15 protein-coding genes are annotated in these 20587 nt (G+C 69.7%); 8 read left to right on the forward strand and 7 right to left on the reverse strand.

The window, feature by feature from the left end:
- Window positions 1-203: 203 nt before the first annotated feature.
- The 3 genes from ACFW0G_RS02060 to ACFW0G_RS02070 all read right to left on the reverse strand — a co-directional run bounded on the left by ACFW0G_RS02060 (window position 204) and on the right by ACFW0G_RS02070 (window position 4163).
- Entirely contained in the window at window positions 204-1697 is a 1494-nt protein-coding gene (locus ACFW0G_RS02060) for a glycoside hydrolase family 28 protein (protein ID WP_378322777.1), read from the reverse strand.
- A gap of 194 nt (window positions 1698-1891) precedes the next feature.
- Window positions 1892-3445, reverse strand: a complete 1554-nt coding sequence (locus ACFW0G_RS02065; protein ID WP_378322778.1) for an alkaline phosphatase D family protein — start codon at window positions 3443-3445, stop codon at window positions 1892-1894.
- A gap of 58 nt (window positions 3446-3503) precedes the next feature.
- Window positions 3504-4163 carry a hypothetical protein gene (locus tag ACFW0G_RS02070; protein WP_378322779.1) on the reverse strand — a complete coding sequence of 220 codons (660 nt, stop codon included), beginning with the start codon at window positions 4161-4163 and terminating at the stop codon, window positions 3504-3506.
- A 119-nt stretch (window positions 4164-4282) separates the two neighbouring features.
- Between ACFW0G_RS02070 and ACFW0G_RS02075 the strand changes: the two genes are divergently transcribed.
- From ACFW0G_RS02075 to ACFW0G_RS02090, 4 genes are all read left to right on the forward strand, one after another.
- Window positions 4283-7276 carry a BTAD domain-containing putative transcriptional regulator gene (locus tag ACFW0G_RS02075; RefSeq protein WP_378322780.1) on the forward strand — a complete coding sequence of 998 codons (2994 nt, stop codon included), beginning with the start codon at window positions 4283-4285 and terminating at the stop codon, window positions 7274-7276.
- 182 nt (window positions 7277-7458) lie between these two features.
- On the forward strand, window positions 7459-8706 hold the full coding sequence (locus tag ACFW0G_RS02080) for a hypothetical protein (protein ID WP_378322781.1): 1248 nt from the start codon (window positions 7459-7461) through the stop codon (window positions 8704-8706).
- A gap of 414 nt (window positions 8707-9120) precedes the next feature.
- A complete protein-coding gene (locus ACFW0G_RS02085; RefSeq protein WP_378322782.1) occupies window positions 9121-9303 on the forward strand; it encodes a hypothetical protein in 183 nt (60 codons plus the stop codon).
- A 100-nt stretch (window positions 9304-9403) separates the two neighbouring features.
- Window positions 9404-10624 (forward strand): glycoside hydrolase family 88 protein, encoded by a 1221-nt coding sequence (locus tag ACFW0G_RS02090; protein WP_378322783.1) that lies wholly within the window; start codon window positions 9404-9406, stop codon window positions 10622-10624.
- A 24-nt stretch (window positions 10625-10648) separates the two neighbouring features.
- On the opposite strand, the gene ACFW0G_RS02095 is transcribed toward ACFW0G_RS02090, so the two are convergent.
- Window positions 10649-11107: a DUF4396 domain-containing protein gene (locus ACFW0G_RS02095; RefSeq protein WP_378322784.1), complete on the reverse strand. Its 459-nt coding sequence runs from the start codon at window positions 11105-11107 to the stop codon at window positions 10649-10651.
- A gap of 277 nt (window positions 11108-11384) precedes the next feature.
- Here ACFW0G_RS02095 and ACFW0G_RS02100 point away from each other — a divergent pair, with 277 nt between their 5' ends.
- The gene (locus ACFW0G_RS02100; protein ID WP_378322785.1) at window positions 11385-12401 is read left to right on the forward strand and encodes an autoinducer 2 ABC transporter substrate-binding protein; all 1017 of its coding nucleotides are present in this window, start codon (window positions 11385-11387) and stop codon (window positions 12399-12401) included.
- 1 nt (window position 12402) lies between these two features.
- Here the strand turns inward: ACFW0G_RS02100 and ACFW0G_RS02105 are convergent, their stop codons facing one another.
- The 3 genes from ACFW0G_RS02105 to ACFW0G_RS02115 all read right to left on the reverse strand — a co-directional run bounded on the left by ACFW0G_RS02105 (window position 12403) and on the right by ACFW0G_RS02115 (window position 16137).
- Window positions 12403-13989 carry an esterase-like activity of phytase family protein gene (locus tag ACFW0G_RS02105; protein WP_378322786.1) on the reverse strand — a complete coding sequence of 529 codons (1587 nt, stop codon included), beginning with the start codon at window positions 13987-13989 and terminating at the stop codon, window positions 12403-12405.
- A gap of 90 nt (window positions 13990-14079) precedes the next feature.
- A complete protein-coding gene (locus ACFW0G_RS02110) occupies window positions 14080-15366 on the reverse strand; it encodes a DUF6923 family protein (RefSeq protein ID WP_378322787.1) in 1287 nt (428 codons plus the stop codon).
- Between the two features lie 3 nt (window positions 15367-15369).
- On the reverse strand, window positions 15370-16137 hold the full coding sequence (locus tag ACFW0G_RS02115; RefSeq protein WP_378322789.1) for a hypothetical protein: 768 nt from the start codon (window positions 16135-16137) through the stop codon (window positions 15370-15372).
- Between the two features lie 436 nt (window positions 16138-16573).
- On the opposite strand from ACFW0G_RS02115, the gene ACFW0G_RS02120 reads away from it, so the two are divergent.
- From ACFW0G_RS02120 to ACFW0G_RS02130, 3 genes are read left to right on the forward strand one after another with little or no spacing between them, the layout of a single operon-like run.
- The gene (locus ACFW0G_RS02120) at window positions 16574-17989 is read left to right on the forward strand and encodes a family 2B encapsulin nanocompartment shell protein (RefSeq protein WP_378322790.1); all 1416 of its coding nucleotides are present in this window, start codon (window positions 16574-16576) and stop codon (window positions 17987-17989) included.
- 3 nt (window positions 17990-17992) lie between these two features.
- Window positions 17993-19384, forward strand: coding sequence for a family 2B encapsulin nanocompartment shell protein (locus ACFW0G_RS02125; protein ID WP_378322792.1), 1392 nt, complete (start codon window positions 17993-17995; stop codon window positions 19382-19384).
- 1 nt (window position 19385) lies between these two features.
- A complete protein-coding gene (locus tag ACFW0G_RS02130; protein ID WP_378322793.1) occupies window positions 19386-20414 on the forward strand; it encodes a family 2 encapsulin nanocompartment cargo protein polyprenyl transferase in 1029 nt (342 codons plus the stop codon).
- Window positions 20415-20587: the final 173 nt, after the last annotated feature.

Consider the following 20587-nt stretch of genomic DNA (forward strand, 5'->3'; position numbering starts at 1 on the left):
GCACCCAACGCACCGAAGGCGTCCCTCGGTGCGTCCGGCCCCACACGCCGGGTTCGCGCGAACGTCCCGAACGACTGCTCGGCGGGTCGGCGCGGTCATGAGCCCCGAAACCATGCGGAAGCGACCCAGGGAAGGTCCGTGAAGGCCTCCATACCGGCGTTGAGCGCCGTGAAGGAGGCCTTCACGAACTTTCAGGCGAGGCGTCAGCAGTGTGGGGTGGAGCCGGGGGTGGAGAGGCGCGGGGCGGCGCCGGTGGTCGTGGTGGTGTCGGTGACGCAGTAGCCGTCGACGTTCTGGAAGCCGACGTCGAACGGGCTCTTTCCACCGCGCTGCACGGTGAACCGGTCGAAGGCGATACCGGAGCTGTTGTTCGCGATGATCGCCGGGCGGCCGTCGTCCTTCGCGAATTTCACCGCACCGCCGTCGAACCGGATGCCGGACGCGTAGTGCAGGTACCAGCCGAACGCGGGGCGCGTGCCGATGCTCTTCGGGTTGTAGTCGGTGGCGTTGTTGCTCGGCACATCCGTGGACATCGTTCCGTTGCCGCCCGGCACGGTGAGATCGACGTTCGTGAACCGCACATCGCTGACCCGGTTCGCGGTACCGGCACCCCAGATCGTCGGGCTGAACGACCCGCCACCGGTGTAGGTGCCCTTGATGTTCTCGAAGGTGATCCCGCTGATCGAACCGACACCCGGATCGTTCCCGCACCGTTTCCGGGTCCCGATCTTCAGCATGATCGGCGAGTACGTCCCGGACATCGTGATGTTCCGGTAGTGCACGTCGGAGATCTTCGCGCCGTCCATGGAAACCATGCCCAGCCCCGATTTGTGCGCCCCGGTGATGACGACGTCGGAGAACTGGTACCCGGTGAAGTCACCACAGGTTTCCGAGCCGAACATCAGCGCGTTGCAACACACCGCCGAGAGTTTCGCGCCGGTCACCGTGACATCGCCGTTCGGGAGCTTCTTCCCGAGCGCGTAGTCGCTTTTGAACACGAGCGCGTCGTCGTTCGCGGCGACCGTGATGTTCGTGATGCGCACGTGTGTGGTGCTGATGATGTTCCAGCCGTCCCGGTCGCCCGCCGTATCGATGACCAGGTGATCCGAGACGACGTTCTTACAGCCGTTGATCAGCGCCGCGAAATGTCCGCCACGCCGCAGCTTGATCCCGTTCAGGGTGAGACCGTCGCACCGGGTCAGCGACAGGATCTTGTCGGCCTCGCCGCTTTTCGGGTTCCCGGTGATCAGGTGGCCGCCGCCGTCGATCGTGCCGGAGCCGGTGAAGGCGATGTTGGTGAGTCCGTCCCCGAAGAACATCGCGTCGTGGAAATGGCTGTGCCCGTAGTCCTGGTACTCGTCCCACTGATTGGGTTCGGCTTTGTCGTACGTCTTCGCGCCGTCCCCGAGAATCGTGGCACCGGCGTCCAGCTGGATCGTGACGTTGCTCTTCAGGTGGACCGTGTTGGCCGACTTGTAAGTACCGGGCGGAAAACGCACGGTCCCACCACCCGCGCCGCCCGCCGCGGTGATCGCCTTGTCGATCGCCGCGGAATCGTTGGCGGAGCCGTTTCCCTTGGCGCCGTAGTCCTTGACGTCGACCACGCCACCGGACACCGCAGCAGAAACCTGCGTACCAGCGAGGACCAGTCCGGCCGCCATGAGCAACGCGACCAGGCCTTTTCTCTTCGTTTTCACGGGGATACCGCCTCTGTCGTGAGGAGAATTTCGGGACACGACGGCGGAAAGCCCAGAATACGAGTAAGGAGGGTCCCGCACCACCCCCAGATGGGCGCGGGACCCTCCCGGTGTTCCACCCACGGTGAAACAGCCTCGAGGAGACGGAACTCAGACAGCGGACGAGACGCCCGAGTTCCGTCCTGTAACCCGCGTCACACCTTCTGCAAACCGGGTTTGCCCGCCTGCACGGCGAAACCGACGTCCGGCTTGATGGTGATCTTCGCGGGGTCGTGCTCGGTCGTGTCGGACACGACGACGAAGTCGGCCCGCAGCTGCGCGGCGGTGGCGTCCACCCGGACGTAGCCGCGCTTTCCCTGGCAGTACTTGATGTGCGGGTTGTTCGCCAGCCACGCCGCGCTGGGCGGGGTCGCGGTGTCGCTGTTGCTCGTGACCGAAGTGGTCACCAGCTCCGAGCCGACGATCGGGTCGCTGTGGTCGTAATAGTCCTTGCGCAGGTCCGCGGCCCAGTGCCGGTGGACGTCGCCGGTCAGTACGATCGGGTTCGGCACCTTGCGATCGATCCAGCCCTGGGTGATGCGGTCGCGGGAGGCCTGGTAGCCGTCCCAGGAATCCGGGCTCTCGCAGGTGTCCTTCTTGCCGTCGCCGTCGCGCTGCGCGAAGAACACTTGCTGGCCAAGGAAATCCCAGGTCGCCGGATGCGTCTCGAACGCCTTGAGCAGCCACTGTTCCTGTGCCGAACCGGTGATCGTCCGCGCCGGGTCGCGGTAGGGACCGCACGCCGTGCCGGACACCTGCGCACTCCGGTACTGCCGCGTATCCATCATGTGGAAGCGCGCCAGGTTGCCCCACAGGAACTGGCGGTACAGCTGGATCGAGGCGCCGTTCGGCTTGGCCGTGGCCCGGATCGGCATGTGCTCGTAGAACGCCTGGAACCCGGCCGCCTTGCGCGCGGCGGGCGCGGGGCTGGTCGTGCCGTTCCAGTTGTTCATCACCTCGTGGTCGTCGAACACGACCATCCACGGGGCGAGCGCGTGCGCGGCCTGGAGATCGGCGTCGGTCTTGTGCTGCCCGTGCCGGGCCCGGTAGAGCGCGAGCGTGTCGGCGTCGTCCGGGACAGCGAGGCGACGCGGGTTGAGCTCGGCCTTGGCGCGGCCGGACTTCTTCTCGTAGATGTAGTCGCCGAGGAACAACACCAGGTCGGGATTGTCGGCGACGACGCCCTTGTACGCGTGGTACCAGCCTTCCTCCCAGTGCTGACACGAGGTGAAGCAGTACCTCAGCTGGTTGACCGCGGCGCCGGCGGCGGGCGCGGTGCGCGTCCGGCCGACCGGCGAGAGGTAGCCGGACGTCTTGAAGCGGTAGAAGTATTCGCGCGCGGGCTCCAGACCCGCCGGTTCGACGTGCACGCTGTGTGCCGACGCCCTGGCCGCCGTCACCGTGCCACGCTGCACCACCGTCGTGAACGCCTCGTCCTTGGCGATCTCCCAGTCGACGGCATACGACGCGTCGGGCATTCCGCCGTAGCCGTCGGCGTTCAGCGGCGCGGGTGCGAGGCGGGTCCACAGCACGACGCTGTCGGGCAGCGGGTCGCCCGAGGCGACGCCCAGCTGGAACGGGTCGTGGATCGGCGGTGCCGCCGCGGTGGTGCGTGCGCTGGCCCACGACGGCAGCGACGCGGGCAGCGCGACGGCGCCCGCCGCGGCCAGCCCGCCCAGCAGCACCGATCGCCGGTTCACTCGGCCCATGGCAAAACCCCTTCGTGGGAACATTCAGTGGTGGGGACTTCGGTGGAAGAGAAAGCGCTTACGCGGCGAAGTCGGTGAGACCGGCGCTGCACGCTTCGAGCGTGGGATTCGTGGCCGCGTAATGGCCCACGCAGGCCTTGTAGAAGACCCAGCCGCCCTTGGGCACGGAAACGGCCTTGTCGACGACCGTGCCGTTGCCGCCGGAGTTCCACACGTAGAACGGGCCGGCGCCGCCCTTGAGCCAGTACGCGACCACGGCGGACTTGCCGTCCGCTTCGCTGTCGTACACCAGGAAATGCGCGTCCGAGGACCGGAACTGGCCCTCCCCCGCGCAGGTCCCGGCCGAGCACTGGGCGCTGCCACTGCCGACACCGCAATCGGGGGCGACGCGGGTGTCCGCGCCGGTCTTGACGTAGGCGTCGGAGATGTACCCGCCGAGTGCGGGCACGTAGTCCCACAGCGTCGAGGTCCCGAGCGGACCGGTCACCTTCGTGCCGGTGGTCTGGCAGTCGATACTCACCGTCGCGCCGTTGGCCACGGTCCGTACCGAGGTCGCCGCGGTGTTCGCCGCGCGACGGACGTTGAGGGGGTCACCCGCCGTGGTCACCGTCCCGGACACCGCCGCCGACGCGGGGAGCGCGCCGGCCAACGTCAACGCACCGGCCGTGGCCAGGACGATCCCGAAACCGGCGAGACGTCGTAACTTCGAACGCACCATGAGCCGAGCCTGACGAGCGGGCATACACGACTCGTACAAATCGCCGGTCCCGCGCGCACGCGCGCGGGACCACCGAATGGATCTAGCGAATCACCCAGAACGCCCATAGCATCCGGGCCATGGGGAACTTGCCGACTGGGGCGGCATCTCCCGCCGGGAACGCGGCTGTCCGCTTCCGGATCCTCGGCCCGCTCGAGGTGACGGTGAACGGCCAGGTGCTACCCCTCGGCGGGCCGAAACCACGGCTGCTCATGGCCGCGCTGGCCTTGCAGCCCAACGTCGTCGTGTCCACGGAAGTGCTGGTCGAGGTGCTGTGGCCGGAGACGGCGCCGCGCTCGGCGGCGGCCAACATCCGCACGTACGTGCACTCGCTGCGCCGGCGGCTCGCCGACTGCGCGCCGGAACTGGCCGATCGGATCAGCAGCCGCGCGTCGGGCTATCTGCTGACCGCCGAACCGGACGAGCTCGATCACGTTCTGTTCACCGGACTGGCCATGAACGCACGCAGCGTGCTCGAACGCGGCGAGCCCGAGGCCGCGCTCGGCCTGCTCGACCAGGCCGAGTCGCTGTGGCGCGGCGAGGTCCTCGAAGGCCTCCCGCACGATCACAGCTGGGGCGCGACTGTAGCCCGTCTGGGTGAATTACGGCTGTCGGTCCAGGAGCAGCGGCTCAAGGCCCGGATCGATGTCGGCCGCTGTGACGAGGCTGTCGCCGAACTCCGCGGCCTCGTGACCGAGCACCCGCTGCGCGAGGAACTCTGGGCTCAGCTGATCGCGGCGTTGCGCGCCGCGGACCGGACAGCCGAGGCGATCGAGGCGTACGAAGCCGCCGAGCAGGTCCTCGGCGATGAGCTGGGCGCGAAACCCGGTGCCCGGCTGCGCGAACTACGCGCCACGCTCGTCCCGGCCCGGGAAACCCCGGTGCTGCCCGAGGCTCCCGTCACCCCGGTCTGCCAGCTGCCGCTGGACCTGCCCGACTTCACCGGCCGCGACGACATCGTCGGCGACGTGGTCGCGCTGCTGCGCGAGCGCGCCAGCCGGGGCACTCCCGCCGTGGTCGTGCTCTCCGGGGCACCCGGCGTTGGCAAGTCCGCGATCGCGGTCCGGGTGGCGCACGCCGTGCGCGAGGTGTATTCCGACGGCCAATTGCACGTCGATCTGGCGGGCACGTCGTCCGCGCCGCGCGCGCCGATGGGCGTCCTCGCGGAACTGCTGCGGACGCTGGGAATTCCCGACGCCGGGCTGCCGCGCGAGCTGCCGGAGCGGGCCGCGCTGCTGCGCTCGCGGCTCGCCGGGCGGCGGATGTGCGTCGTGCTCGACGACGCGGGCAGTGCCGCGCAGGTGCGTCCGCTGCTGCCGGGCAGCGGGGCGTGCGCGGTGCTGGTCACCAGCCGCGTCAAGCTGCCGGACCTGGCGGGCGCCACGCCCGTCGACGTCGAACTGCTGCCCGAGCCCGAGGCCGCGCGGCTGCTGGAGGGCATCGTCGGCACCCGGCGGGTCGCGGCGGAGCCGGAGAGCGCGGCGATGATCCTGCGGCAGTGCGGTCACCTGCCGCTCGCGATCCGGGTCGCCGGGGCGAAACTCACGCACCGGCCCGGCTGGACGCTGCGGGTGCTCGCCGACCGGCTGCACGACGAACACCGGCGGCTGGACGAACTGCGTGTCGGCGACCTCGCCGTCCGCGCGAGCGTGACGCTGTCCTACGACCTGCTGCCGATGTCGGCGGCGACGGCGTTCCGCGGGCTCGGCGGGCTGGGCGCGGTCCAGTTCCCGGCATGGGTGGTCGCCGCGCTGCTCGGCAGGCCCGAGGCCGACGACGTCCTCGACGTGCTCGTCGACGCGCATCTGGTCGATCTCGTCGGTTCCGACACCACCGGCCAGCCGCGGTACCGGCTGCACGATCTGTTGCGCTGCTACGCCGTCGAACTCGCCGAGCAGGACGACGCGCGAAGATCGAGAGCCGCGACCAGACGGGTGCTGGAGGGCTACCTCGCGCTCGCCGTCGAAGCCGCGGCGCGGATGCCGATCCACTTCTTCGGCCAGTATCGCGACGAAGAGGCCGGGCATCCGCCGCTGCCGCCGGGGACCGACGGGCTGCTGGCCGATCCCGCCGCGTGGTTCGCCGCGGAACGGCACACCGTGGTCGCGGCCGTGACGCTCGCCGCGGAAACCGGCTGTGACGATCTGGCGTGGCGCCTGACCGCGGCGATGACGCCGTATTTCGACCTGCGCGGGCATCAGGACGACTGGCTGTCCACCCACGCTGTCGCGCTGGAAGCGGCGCGGCGTGCGGGAGCCGCGCACGGTGAGGCGATCATCCAGCGCAACCTCGGGCAGATCTTCCTCTACCAGGACCGGTACGCGGAATCGCAGGTGGCGTTCGAGCACTCGAAGGCGTTGTACGAACGGATCGGGGACGCGCAGGGCGCCGGGATCGCGCTGGCCGGGCTCGCCGCGATCGTGCGGATCCACGGCGACAACGAGACCGCGCTGGCGCACTGTCACGAGGCGCTGAAACTGTTCGCCGAGGCCGAAGACCGGCACGGCGAGGCCGTCGCCAGGATCGCGACGGGCGCGGTCTGGATGGCACGCCGCTGCTTCGCCGCGGCCGAACGCTGGATCCGCGACGGGCTCGAACTGTCCGTCGCCATCGGCGACCGGCACCGCGAGGCCCACGGGCTGAAGCGGCTCGCGCTGATGTACCAGCACAGGGGCAATCTGGCGGACGCGCGCGAGCACGTCGACCGCGCGATCGCGATCTTCTCCGAGCTCGGCGACGACCACTGCGTCGGTTACGCCAACCAGAACCTCGGCGAACTCTACTTGTACAGCGGGGATTTCGCGCACGCGCAGCTGTTGCTGATGAACTCGCTGAGCGTGCACCGGCGCAACGGCGACCGCCGCTCCGAGGCCGAGGTGTCGCAACTGCTCGGCGAGCTGCACGAGGCACTCGCCCAGCCGGAACGCTCGCGGACCTACTCCGAACGCGCGCTGGCGATCTGGCGGGAACTCTCCGCGCGCCCGCAGGAATCCGCCCTCGCCGACCGCCTCCGCGACCCCGATCCCCCGTCCCCCGAGGAGCCCCGAGGCCCCCGCCGCATCGCCTCCGCCTGACCCCTTCCAGCGATCTCGCCGGATCACGCGAGATCTCCGTCTGATCACGCGAGATCGCTCTTCGATCACGCGAGTGGCGTCTCTGATCACGCATATGTCGCGGAGCGGGTTTGTACAGATCGTGTACGCGGCGTGCGCAAGCTTCACCCGTTCTCATTCGTGTGGGTGAAGGGAGACCGGACATGGTCCGGAACGCGATGCTCCGCCGGGTCACCGCGGCGGTACTGGCCGCCGGGGCCGTCACGGCACTGGCCTCGACCCCGGCCACCGCCGGACCGGCGGCGCCGTCCGGGACCTGGCGGGCCGATCTGTCCACTGTGGACAACGACGACGTCAATGTGCGGGCCGACGGCGGAGTGCTGACGCTGGACAACGCCGCCTGGCACAGAACCGCGGCGGTGACCTCGGGCAGCGAGGGCAAGCTGCTGCTGGCCGAGCACCCGCTGGGCGGCCCGGCGAACCGCGTCGCCGCGCAGGTCGCCGCGGACACGCCCGCCGGAACCACGGTCGAGGTCGACGTCCGGGGCCGCACCGGCGCGAACGACTGGACGGAGTGGACTCCCGCGGACCAGGGCGCCGCGACGTTCGCCAAGCCGGTCGGCTCGGTGCAGGTGCGGATCTCGTTGTCCAGCACCACCGACGGCGTCCGTCCCACCGTCCGCGACGTCCGGCTCAGCGCCGACAGTGCCCCCCAGAACGCCCCGCAGGCCAACGCCGTCGCGGCGGGAACCCCGTTGACGTACAAGGTTTACGGCACCCGCGAAGGTCTCGTCGGCGGTACCACCGCCAACGGGCACGTGATCACCTCGCGCGACCACTTCGTGTCGTTCCCGTCCGGAAGGTCGTTGTCCCCCAAGGGAACCGGCAACTACACCGCCCGAGTCTGCCGCACCGACAACAGCCGCTGCGAGTACGCGCCGGTGTGGGAGGTCGGCCCGTGGAACGAGCAGGACGACTACTGGAACCCGTCCTCGACGCGCCAGAAGTTCAAGGACCTGCCGCAGGGCAAGCCCGAGGCGCAGGCCGCGTACCAGGACAACTACAACGGCGGCAAGAGCGGGCTGGGCTACAAGGTGCAGAACCCGGCGGGCATCGACCTCGCCGACGGCGTGTTCTGGGACGGGCTCAAGATGTCCGACAACGGCTGGGTGAACGTGACCTACCTGTGGACCGGCTCCGGCCCGACCGGCGTCGTCACCACCGCCGGTGACCCGATGAACGTGCGCGCCGGCGCCAGCACCTCGGCCGCGGTCAAGGGGCTCGCGGCGAACCACGCCAAGGTGACCATCGAATGCTACGTCGAAGGGGACACGGTCACCGGCAAATTCGGCACCAGCAAGATCTGGGACCGGATCGGCCCCGGCCACTACGTTTCCGACACCTATCTGCAGACCGGCTCCGACAGCCCGGTCGCGCCGAAGTGCGCCTGACACCGCGAAGGTAAACGCCCTGATAACGAGTGCGGCTTAATTCCTCCAGCAGATCTTGAGCGGCGTATCGTTTACTACCACTACGGCGGGCCCGCCCCGCCGTTGACGCGAAGGCCCGGTGGACCCCCTGCACCGGGCCTTCGCCCTTTCGGGCATCCGGTCCCGTGATGACGACAATCGACGAGAACCACCACGACCCGACTGTCCTGCGACAACGGCTCAGTGGCGAAGTGCTCACGGCGGCCGACGACGACCACGACGCTCTGCTCATCGACCTGTCCGCGCTGCGGGCGATCACGGTCGCCCCGGTGGCCAGGACCGCACACCGTGCTGGCGGCACGACCTGGGCCGAGCTCGACGCCGCAACCCAGCGGCACGGACTCGCCGTCCCCGGTGGCACGGTCAGCGACACCGGTGCTCGACACCCTCGTCACGTACCTGCCCGGCAAATCCTCGCCGCTTTCGCTCGTGCCGATCTTCCCCTTGCAGGACGCGCACACGACGAAGGCCGCGGACGCGACGGCGTTCGGCGGCAACCGCACCCTGGGATTCTTCCGCCACAACGCCAACATCCGACCAGCGAATTCACATCCTTGAACAATCGCGGCACTAAAACCGGCCGAACGCGGCTATACAAACACGTCGCCATCATGGAAAACTCGGCGCGATCTTGTTCCCCACCGGATGGCGGGTACTCGTGAGCGTTTCCCGGCGGACCCTGTTGAGCACCGCGGCGGGTGCCGCGGTGGCCGCGACCAGCCTCTCCCCCACGGCCGCGGCGGCGGAAGACCTTTCGAGCCAAGAACATGCGCTGCGCACGGCAGCGGACTACGCCGTGACGAAGCTGCGCGCCGTCGCTCCCGGTGTCACGGCCTTTCCGGTCGGGACGAAGTTCGAGAAATGGACCTATTCGAGCAATGGCGACTGGGTGGGCGGGTTCTGGCCGGGAACGCTGTGGCTGGCGTGGCTGTACAGCGGCGACGAACAATTCCGTGCGCTCGCGCTCGCCTCGGCGGAGAAACTCGCGCCGCGCCAGAACGACACCGGCACGCACGACCTCGGATTCCTGTTCTACCCCTCCTGGGTCACCGCGTGGCGGCTCACCGGCGACGGCCACTGGCGTGCCGGCGCGGTGCGGGCGGCGGATTCGCTGATCCAGCGCTACAACCCGCGCGGGCGGTTCATCCGGGCCTGGGGCAGGCTGGACGATCCGAAGAACGCGGGCCGGATCATCATGGACACGATGATGAACCTCGATCTGCTGGCGTTCGCGAGCAAGCAGACTCAGGACCCGAAGTACCTCGGCATCGCCACCGAACACGCGAAGACCGCGCAACGCGTGTTCCCTCGCCCGGACGGCTCGACGCCGCACGTGTTCGACTTCGATCCGGCCACCGGGGCGCCGATCGGCCCGGGCACCGTGCAGGGCTACAGCCCGGCGTCGTGCTGGTCACGCGGGCAGGCCTGGGGGATCTACGGGTTCACCACGATGTACCGGCGCACCGGGAACCCGGAATTCCTCGCCACCGCACGGAAACTCGCGGACTTCGCACTGAAGGCGCTGACGCCGGACCACGTGCCGGTGTGGGACTACCTCGCGCCGCAGCAGCCCTACGACGTCAAGGACGCGTCCGCCGGGGCGATCATGGCCTGCGGGCTGCTCGACCTGGCGGTCGTGGCGAAGCGACCGCAGTACCGCGAGGCGGCGCTGCGGCTGCTGACGGCGTTGTCCCGCACCTGCCTCACGACGCGCTCCACGCGAGCCGAGGCGATCGTGGCGCGCTGCACCCGCAACCGCCCCAGCGAGGACGGCGTCGAGATCTCGCTCCCCTACGCCGACTACTACCTGCTCGAAGGCATCCTGCGGGTGCTGCGGCCGCACGACGCCGACCGCGCGATCGACCTGTCCTCGGTCTGATCACGCGGCCGGCGCCCTCGGTGTTCAGTGGTGGTGCTGGGCGTGGACGACGGCGTGGCCGAGGCCGCGGCCGATCATCCACTTGTTGACCGGGACCGTCACCACGAAGGCGATGGCCAGGGAGATCACCAGCGACAGCCAGAACAGCACGCTGGTCAGCCCGGCGTCCATGGCGCCGGGGATCGCGACGATCACGGTGTTGTCGACGATCTCCATCACCGCGATCGACACCGTGTCCGCGGCCAGCGCGACCTTGAAGGCAGCACCGAGGCCGAGTCCCGACTTCAGCACGCCTCGCATGGTCAGCCCGTAGCCGAAGACGAACGCCAGCACGATCGAGAGCACCACGGTCGCCGCGTTGTGCAGGCCGAACGCGGTCCCCAGGATCATGCCGAGCACCTCGCCGATGGCGCAGCCGGTGAGGCAGTGCAGGGTCGCCGTGGCGGCCATCGACCAGCTGGCTCCGTGTCGCGTCTCGTTCATGCGGGCAACTATACCCCCCTGGGGTACTACCGCAAGAGAGACGACTTTCACGTCACCAGGCACGTCGTTCGCGGAATAACCAACGACGGGGAGCACCAATCCCCCCAGGGGTACCCAGCCGGAGCGGTCCGGACGCGGCGAGCGCGACAAACAAATGAGTAACCCTTTGCGTACTGCCCGTTGACCATCGTTACCTATTCCCCTACTTTCGCCCCAGGTCTCCACCGCGCGTAGACCGTTCGTGAGTGCTGTGAGGACCTGTGAGGAATGGGTGGGGATGCCGGCGCCGATGAAGACGCTCGTACTGGGTGTGGTGCTGCTTTCGGTGCTGTCCGCCGTGGCAGGCTGTGGCCGTCAGGCCGTGGACGGCGCGGCGCCGGGCAAGGAGCCACGTGTGGCGTTCGTGCCGAAGGTCGCGGGTATCCCGTACTTCGACGCGATGGACACCGGCGGCCGCGCGGCGGCGAAGCAGCTGGGCATCCAGTGGATCTCGAAAGGACCGTCCTCGGTGGACCCGGCGGCCCAGGTGTCGATCGTGCGGGACCTGGTCGGGCAGCGGGTGGACGTGATCGCGGTGGCACCGAACGACCCGATCGCGCTGGCCCCGGTGATCGCGGACGCCCGCGCCAAGGGCATCCACGTGCTCACGTCCGACACGGACGCGCCCGGCACGCAGCGCGAGGTGTTCGTCAACCAGGCGACCGCGGAGGGGGTGGGCACCGCGCTCACCGACGCGCTGATGGCCAAGACGGGCGGGAAGGGCAAGTACGCGATCGTGTCCTGCGGTCCCACCGCGGCGAACCTCAACGCCTGGATCGCGGTCCAGCGGAGCTACACCGCCGAGCGGTATCCGCAGGCCCAGCTCGTCGAAACGGTGTACGCCGGGGAGGACAAGGACAACGCCACCAGCCTCGCCAAGGAGCTGCTGGCCCGCCACCCGGATCTCACCGGGCTGGTCGGCGAGTGCACGACGTCCGCGCCCGGTGTCGCACAGGCGGTGCGGGACCAGCAGAAGATCGGGCAGGTGTTCACCGTCGGGGTCGGCACCCCGCAGGCGATCAAGCCCTATCTGCTCGACGGGTCGAGCTCTCAGTCGGTGCTGTGGAACGTCGAATCGCTCGGCTACCTGACCGCGTGGACGGGCAAGCAGCTCGCCGAGGGCAGGCAGCTCGCCCCGGTCAACAAGGTCAGCCTCGAGCTGCCCGCGGTGAAATACGACGTGACGCAGCGGATGATACTGCTGGGTGACCCGCTGCTGATCACCCAGCAGAACGTCGACCAGTTCAAGTACTGACCTACCGCACGGTGATCCTGACCGTGGCGGTGCTCGTCGCGGCGGGGAGCCGCCCCGTGTCGACGACCAGGTATTCGCCGTCGTCCTGGCGGCCGTCGGGCAGCAGCTTCGGCCCGAGCTGGTATGGCGGCGCGGAGTTCGTCACGTGGTCGATGCCGAAGTCGTTGTCGTTGGCCAATACCACGGTCCGGCCGCCGTCGGGGCTGAACACGCCCTCGATCTTGTCGTGCCCGAAGAACCCGCCCGCCGGGTCCAAACCGGACACCAGCGCGCCGACGTCCAGATGGAGTTTCTTCGACACCGGCTTGATCCCCGCGGCCGCGAGGTCGGCCGCAGCGGTCGCCGTGTCGTCGGTACCGACGTAGGCGTCGACGCTCTTGCCCTTGACCAGCAGACCGCCCTTCGCCGCGTCGTACGGCCCGGCCGTCGTGCGCGGGCCGGCGTCGGTGGCAGCGGCGAGGTCGATCTCGAACAGCTTCTTGTACGCGCCGGGCTGCGTGGCGCCGTCCCGCTCGTCGACGAGGAACCGGGTCGCCGACAGCGCGGTGATCTCGCTGACCGCCGTCTTGGTGTCCTTCGGATTGTCGAGCAGGTAAAGGAATTCGCGGGTGGCACGCGTGGCGAGGTCGACCGTGACGATCCGCACCGTGGTGACGTTGCCCGGTTTCTTGGTGAGATCGGGCTGCTGCAACGCGGACTGCATGATCCCCACCAGCGTCCGGCCGTCCGGGGTCAGCGTCAGGCCTTCCATGCCCTTGTTCGGCACGCGGTTCGCGAGTTCCTTCGGCAGCGAACCGTCGAAGGGCGACAGCCGCTCGATCGCGCGCCCGTCCCGGCCGAAGTGCGTGATGAACGGGCCGTACTCGTCCGACACCCAGAACGTGCCGTCCCGTTGCACGGCCAGCCCCTCGGAGTCGTAGCCGTTCGGGTCGGCGGCGAGTGGTTTCCCGGCCAGGTCGACGATCTTCTCGCCGGTGTTCGCCTGCGTGTTGACCCGCCCCGAATACGGCGTGCCGTCCGCCGCGCGCAGCGGAATCACCTTCTCCGGCACGGCTTTCCCGCCGTCCAGCCGGAACTTCCCGATCGCCGGGGTGAACGCGGGCAGCGGTTCGATCTTGCCGCCGTCCGGGCCGTCGACGTTCGGGCCGCGGTCGGTGAGCCCGTAGACCTCGTGCGGCGAGCCCGGCACCGCGGCCAGCGACGAGCCGTACGCGCCGCCCTTGATCTGGACGCCGCCGATGGTGGCCAGCGGCGGCACCTCCGCCGGGTACAGCTTCACCGCGTCGGACACCGTGTAGGTGAAGGAATCCGTGCCAGTGAACCCGGGCGCCGGGGTGTAGCGGAACGTGCCGGACGGGTCGATGCTCACCGAGCCGTGCGACGGCGCGGTGTGCCGCACCACCGACCCGAGCGGGCCGCGCAGCCGGTCGTTGGCCAGGACACCGTGGTGCCGCACATCGAGCGTCTTCCCCGCCCGTACGCGGTAGTGGTCGTCCCTGGCCCGCAGCCCCTGCGCCTCCGCTGTGCCCGCAGTGAGCACTGGCAGCGCCAGAACTCCCACCGCGGCAACGATTCTCGCCCGCTTCATCCGTCTCTCCTCCTCCGGCGTCGCACGACACCGGAGGAGGAGTCTGGGCGCCCGACATGGACGGATGCCGTCTTCGAGACGAAGGTGACGTTAACGGCCACGCCGCACGTGGGTCGCGACCGCTCCCGCGCCGAGCACCAGTACCAAAGCGGTGACGCCCCAGCGACGCTGCGTTTTCACGCTCTCCGCGTGGGACCGCTTGGCATCGGCCGCCTGGCTCTGGCTCGGGGTCGGTGTCGCCGCCGGATGCGGCCGCTTCGAGGACGTCGGCGGCGTGGGCGGTGGCGCGGTGGGCGGCTTCGTGGCCGGAGGCGCCGAGGTCACCGGGGGCGGTGGTGGCTGTGGTGGCGGAACCACCGGGGCCACCGGCGGCGGCTCCACCGGCAACGGCGGCACCGGCGTCGGACTGGACGGCGGGCTCTTCGGCGGCTCGACGCTCGGCGGCGTGCTGGGTGGCGTGGTCGGCGGTGTGCTCGGCGGTGTAGTGGGCGTCGTCGGCGGCGTGCTGGGCGGGAGTGGCGGGCCGAGACAGCCCGCGGCGTCCGCGCTCACCAGCGGCGGGCCGGTCGCGACCTCGGTGACCGGGCCCGAACCGTCCCGCGGCAAGCGGTAGGTCACACTCCGGTGCCCGATCCGGTTCGCGGTGGCGTACAACGCGTCGTCCTTGCCGAGCACGACAGCGCCGTACGCGGTCGCGGGCGGGAAGCGCAGGCCCGGCCGTTCGGCGACGCGGCCGGTCGCCGGGTCGATGGTGACCACCGCGCTGCCACCGCGTGAGGACGTCGAGACGCCGTACAGCAACCCGTCGGCGGCGTCGTACGCGAAGTCGTCGACGCTGATGGCCAGCGCGATCGGGCGCAGCGCGACCTGGCCGACGACGCGGGCGTAGTCGGGGCTCGCCGGGTCGATGTCCACTGTGTACAGTTCGCCGTCCCGCCGCACGTACCAGGTTTTGCCCGCCACGGCGCCCGCGGTCGCGCCGGTGACCAGGCTCCACACCGGACGGCGCGCGCCCGCGCGCGCCACCGGGCCGAGGTCGGCGACCGCGTTGTGCCGGTCGATCGTCACCGCGTGCGCGCCGTCGGGGAACCGGCCCGCCGGGGTACCGTCCGCGACGGCGTAGACGAGGTCCTGTTTTTCCGCGTAGCCCATCGCGTTGACCCAGTAGCCGATCTTGGCCAGGCTTTCGGTGGCCCCGGAGGGTAGGGCGAGCCTGCGCAACGTCGACGGCGCGCCCTCGTGCTCGTTCTCGGCCTGCAGGACGACGCACTCCGCCGGCGCGCCCGCGGTGGACTCCGGCGGGGCGAGCGCGCCGGTCATCGCGAGCAGGCCCGCGACCGCGACGGCCGCCGCCAGAGCCACCCACTGTGCGCGCATGGCTCAGGAAAGCCGTTGCAGCGCCGCGCTGAACGCGTCCGCCGGGACCCTCGCGCCGCCGCTGAACGGGTTCTGCAGCTGGTAGATGGCGAACAGCAGCAACGTGACGGTACCGGCCAGGGTGGAGACGATGACGATGTGCGCGGCGAGCCTCGTCCCGCCGAAGAGGTTGGGCAGCAGCACCGAAATCAGGCTGCCGAGGATGAGCGCGAACCACACCACGCCCCCGACGTTGCGGTGCCCGGCGTTCTCGAGCCGGGTCTGGCGGGCCTGGAAGACCTCCCACAGCTGGGTGGTCGCCTGCTGCTTGCGATCGACGAGCCAGCCGTCCTGGCCGTCCACCTCGACGGCGGCCACCACCTGGCGCATCTGGTCGAGCTGCGACCAGCCGGTGTCGGGCACCTTCCCGCCGTCGGCCAGCCGCGGCCACTCCTGCTTCTCGACCGTGGTGACGTAGGCCTGTGCGAGCTGGCGCACCTTGTCCTTGACGTCCCCCGGCAGCGATTCGGCCGCCCATGTGGCGGCGATGACCCCGTTGGCCTCCTTGTACGAGTCCTCCCGCGCGGTGTTGACCGCGTCGAACAGCGAGATGAGCACGAACGCGACGAGCACCGCGTGCAGCCCGCCGATGATGGTGAAGACCTGACCTGCCGCGTCGTTGTTGTCCCGGCGCCCCTCGTCCCAGCCGAACCGGCGGACCAGGTAGCCGATCACCCCACCCACGACGGCGGCCCCGACGACCCAGAGGATCCCGGTGACGTAGATGTTCATCCGGTTGTACCTTTCCGGTGTATTCGACCCGGCGACTCGCTCAAACTAGTCACCTATTGAATAGGCGACAACCGGGGAATCGACGATTCATCCGAGTGGCCTTATTGGACGGCGGGCTCTTGGCCGTTCGGCCCAATTTCCCCGACCGGACCCCGCCGGACGCTCGCCCTGCGCACCAGCCATTCCCCCTGTGAACAAGGAGTTTTCCCGGTCGAGTGACGCTCGGATACATGCGGTCACCACTGTCCGAAATGATCATTTTCACCTATCGCGACAGAGCGGCTCCTGACCCGATCGTGTGCTTGTGTGATGCCCCCGGCTTGCTATGTTGAATCCGCGGTGCCCCTCGACCCGCGTTATGAGCGGAAATACGAAGAATCCCAGCTGCGTGCGTTTTCGCGCGCGGTCAGACACTCGACGATGGGTGGTTCTCACTGTGACTGTCACCGAGCCGGTCGACTCCGCGAACCCGACCGAACAACCGCAACTGAGTCTCGGCCGTGCCGCCGCGCGCACCCTGGCGACGACGACCAAGTCGGTTCCCCAGATGCAGGGCATCTCCTCCCGGTGGCTGCTGAAGGTGCTGCCCTGGGTCGAGGTCTCCGGTGGTACCTACCGGGTCAACCGCCGGCTGAGCTACACCGTCGGTGACGGCAGGGTGCAGTTCACCAGCGCCGGTTCCGAGGTCCGCGTCATCCCGGCCGAGCTCGGCGAGCTGGCACCGCTGCGCGGCTACGAGGACGAGGACGTGCTGGGCGAGCTGGCGCGCCGGTTCAGCCAGCAGGAGTTCCAGCCCGGCGACGTGCTCGTCGAGTTCGGGCACCAGGCCGACCGCGTGTACCTCATCGCGCACGGCAAGATCAGCAAGGTCGGCGCCGGCGCGTACGGCGACCAGACGGTGCTCGGCACCCTCGCCGACGGCGACTATTTCGGCGAAACCGTGCTCACCAACGGGGACGTGATCTGGGAGTACACCGCGAAGGCCGTCACCGCGTGCACGGTGCTTTCCCTGCCGCGTCAGTCGTTCGACGAGATCGTCGGCCGCTCGGACACCCTGCGCGATCACCTCGAGCAGTTCGTCGCGGGCGGGCAGCTGTCCCGCAACGAACACGGCGAGGCCGAGATCGACCTCGCGTCCGGCCACGACGGCGAACCGCAACTGCCCGGCACGTTCGTCGACTACGACGCCTCGCCGCGTGAGTACGAGCTGAGCGTCGCGCAGACCGTGCTGCGGGTGCACAGCCGGGTCGCCGACCTCTACAACCAGCCGATGAACCAGATCGAGCAGCAGTTGCGGCTGACCATCGAGGCGCTGCGCGAACGCCAGGAACACGAGCTGATCAACAACGGCGACTTCGGCCTGCTGCACAACGCCGACTTCGATCTGCGGGTGCCGACGCGCAGCGGCCCGCCCACCCCGGACGACCTCGACGAGCTGCTCGCGCTGGTGTGGAAGGACCCCGGGTTCTTCCTCGCGCACCCGAGGACGATCGCCGCGATGGGGCGCGAGTTCACCAAGGCCGGGGTGTACCCGGACTCGGTCGACCTCGGCGGGCACCACGTTCCCGCGTGGCGCGGCGTGCCGATCCTGCCGTGCAACAAGATCCCGGTGACCGAGACCAGGACCAGCTCGGTCCTGCTGATGCGGACCGGCGAGGAGGCACAGGGCGTCGTCGGCCTGCACCACACCGGGCTGCCCGACGAGTACCAGCCGGGGCTGAACGTGCGGTTCATGGGCATCAGCGATCAGGCGATCATCTCCTACCTGGTCAGCGCCTACTACTCCGCGGCCGTGCTGGTGCCCGACGCGCTCGCGGTACTGGAGAACGCCGAGATCGGACGGGAAGGCTGAGCCGTGACGCTCATCGAGGAACCCGCGGCACCGCCCCAGCAGTCCCTCAGTACCACCGCGGCGCGCAAACTCGCCACGACGACCAAGACCGTCCCGCAGATGCGCGGGATCACCCCGCGGTGGCTGCTTTCGCAGCTGCCGTGGGTCGGCATCCCGGCGGGCAGCTACCGGGTCAACCGGCGGCTCACCTACACCGTCGGCGACGGGAAGGTCACCTTCCTCGCGACCGGCGCGCAGGTGCAGGTGATCCCCGCCGAACTCGCGGAACTCCCGCTGCTGCGCGGATTCTCCGACGAACAGGCGCTGGCCGCGCTCGCCGAACGGTTCGAACAGCGGGAGTACGGGCCGGGCGAGGTGATCGCCACGGCCGGGTCCCCTGTGGACATGGTCGTGCTGATCGCGCACGGCAAGGTGAGCAGGCTCGGCGTCGGCGAGTACGGCGACCCGCAGCTGCTCGGCACGTCCAGCGACGGTGATCAGCTCGGCGGGGAGATGCTCAGCGGTGAGGCCAGGGAATGGGCGTTCACCGCGAAAACCGCGACAAGCTGCACCGTGCTGGTGCTGACCGAAGCGGCGTTCCGGGCGCTGAACGGGCGGGCGGACTCGCTGCGCGCGCACATCGCCGAGGTGCTCGCGAATCCGGAAAAGCCCCACAACAAGGCCGGTGAGGCGAGCATCGACCTCGCCTCGGGGCACGACGGCGAACCGCCGATCCCCGGCACGTTCGTCGACTACGACGCCTCGCCGCGCGAGTACGACCTCGCCGTCGCCCAGACCGTCCTGCGGGTGCACAACCGCGTGAAGGATCTCTACAACGACCCGATGGACCAGCTGGAACAGCAGCTGCGGCTGACCGTGGAGGCGCTGCGCGAACGGCAGGAGCACGATCTGGTCAACAACACCGATTTCGGCCTGCTGCACAACGCCGATCTCGCCCAGCGGATCACCACCCGCACCGGGCCGCCGACGCCGGAAGACCTCGACGATCTGCTGTGCCGCCGCCGCAAGACGCGCTTCTTCCTCGCACACCCCCAGGCGATCGCCGCGTTCGGCAGGCAGTGCACCGCGCGCAAGGTGTATCCGGCGAACGACGTGCTGGACGGGCGGCGGGTCACGACCTGGCGCGGGGTCCCGATCCTGCCGTGCGACAAGATCCCGATCAGCGAAACGGGCACGACGTCGATTCTGGCCATGCGCACCGGCGCGGACGATCACGGTGTCGTCGCGTTGCGGCCGGAATCGCTGCCCGACGAACGGCAGCCGGGGCTGAACGTGCGGTTCATGGGCATCAACGACCGCGCGGTGACGTCCTATCTGGTCAGTGCCTACCACTCGGCCGCGGTGCTCGTGCCCGACGCGCTCGGGGTACTCCAGGACGTCGAGATCGGCCGGTGAGATGAGCACGACCGACACCCGCGCCGTCGAGCGGTCCGCCGGCGAAGTCCTCGCCTGGAGCCGGGATCTGCTCGATCCGGCGCTGCGCGCGGCGGTTGACCGGCTGCCCGCGGCGATGCGGCACATCTCCGGCTACCACTTCGGCTGGTGGGACGAACGGGGCGAGCCGAGCCACGCCAGGGCCGGGAAAGCGGTCCGCCCGGCGCTGGTGCTGCTGTGCGCGGAGGCGGCGGGAGGGGAGGCCGTCGAGGCCCTTCCCACCGCCGTCGCGGTCGAGCTGGTGCACAACTTCTCGTTGCTGCACGACGACGTCATGGACGGCGACACCACCCGCAGGCACCGGCCGACGGCGTGGAGCGTGTTCGGCACGTCGGCGGCGATACTGGCCGGGGACGCGCTGCTGTCGCTGGCCATGGAGATCCTCGCGCCGGGCGGTGCGGCCGGGGTCCGGGCGCTCAGCACCGCGACGCTGGAGCTGTTGGAGGGACAGAGCGAGGATCTCGAGTTCGAACGGCGCGCCGAGGTGCTGCCGGACGAATGCGCGCGGATGGCGATGGGCAAGACCGGCGCGCTGATCGGCTCGGCCTGCGCCCTCGGCGGTCTCGCCGTCGGGGGACGGCCCGAGCTCGTCGAGCGGTTCGGCCTGTTCGGGCGGTCGCTCGGGCTGGCGTTCCAGCACGTCGACGATCTGCTCGGGATCTGGGGCGATCCCGAGGTCACCGGGAAGCCGGTGTTCTCCGATCTGCAGAACCGGAAGAAGTCGCTGCCGGTGGTCGCGGCGCTGGCCTCGGGTGCCGACGGGATGCGCGAGCTGGCCTGCCTGTACGCCCAGGAACTCCCGCTTTCGGCGCCCCAGCTGGCGCGCGCGGCGGAGCTGGTCGAGCTGACGGGCGGCCGCGCGTGGAGCCGGTCGCAGGCGGATCTCCTGCTGTCGGAGGCGATGCAGCACCTCGCCGTCGCGAACCCGTCGCCCCGGCCCGGCGCCGAACTGGCCGCGCTGGCCCGGCTCCTCACCCACCGGAGCCGCTGACTCCACGGTCTCCCGCGCGGGGAAAGTCGGGTTCCCTTGCGCGGGAGCGTGTGCGGGGGGGGGCCCCCCACCCCCCCCTGGGGGGCTCCCCGACCCACCCGCCGCAGTGGGGGCGGGGTCATATTAAAAAATACGATCCCCCCACACAATGGACAAAAACGGTTTGCGGGTTG

It is taken from the genome of Amycolatopsis sp. NPDC058986 (assembly GCF_042741125.1).
Lineage (GTDB): Bacteria > Actinomycetota > Actinomycetes > Mycobacteriales > Pseudonocardiaceae > Amycolatopsis.

What these genes read in the sequence shown, in the direction of transcription:
- ACFW0G_RS02065 (WP_378322778.1), bottom strand. Translation starts at nt 3,445, where the DNA reads ATGGGCCGAGTGAACCGGCGATCGGTGCTGCTGGGCGGGCTGGCCGCG.
- ACFW0G_RS02070 (WP_378322779.1), bottom strand. Translation starts at nt 4,163, where the DNA reads ATGGTGCGTTCGAAGTTACGACGTCTCGCCGGTTTCGGGATCGTCCTG.
- ACFW0G_RS02075 (WP_378322780.1), top strand. Translation starts at nt 4,283, where the DNA reads ATGGGGAACTTGCCGACTGGGGCGGCATCTCCCGCCGGGAACGCGGCT.
- ACFW0G_RS02080 (WP_378322781.1), top strand. Translation starts at nt 7,459, where the DNA reads ATGGTCCGGAACGCGATGCTCCGCCGGGTCACCGCGGCGGTACTGGCC.
- ACFW0G_RS02095 (WP_378322784.1), bottom strand. Translation starts at nt 11,107, where the DNA reads ATGAACGAGACGCGACACGGAGCCAGCTGGTCGATGGCCGCCACGGCG.
- ACFW0G_RS02100 (WP_378322785.1), top strand. Translation starts at nt 11,385, where the DNA reads ATGCCGGCGCCGATGAAGACGCTCGTACTGGGTGTGGTGCTGCTTTCG.
- ACFW0G_RS02105 (WP_378322786.1), bottom strand. Translation starts at nt 13,989, where the DNA reads ATGAAGCGGGCGAGAATCGTTGCCGCGGTGGGAGTTCTGGCGCTGCCA.
- ACFW0G_RS02110 (WP_378322787.1), bottom strand. Translation starts at nt 15,366, where the DNA reads ATGCGCGCACAGTGGGTGGCTCTGGCGGCGGCCGTCGCGGTCGCGGGC.
- ACFW0G_RS02115 (WP_378322789.1), bottom strand. Translation starts at nt 16,137, where the DNA reads ATGAACATCTACGTCACCGGGATCCTCTGGGTCGTCGGGGCCGCCGTC.
- ACFW0G_RS02130 (WP_378322793.1), top strand. Translation starts at nt 19,386, where the DNA reads ATGAGCACGACCGACACCCGCGCCGTCGAGCGGTCCGCCGGCGAAGTC.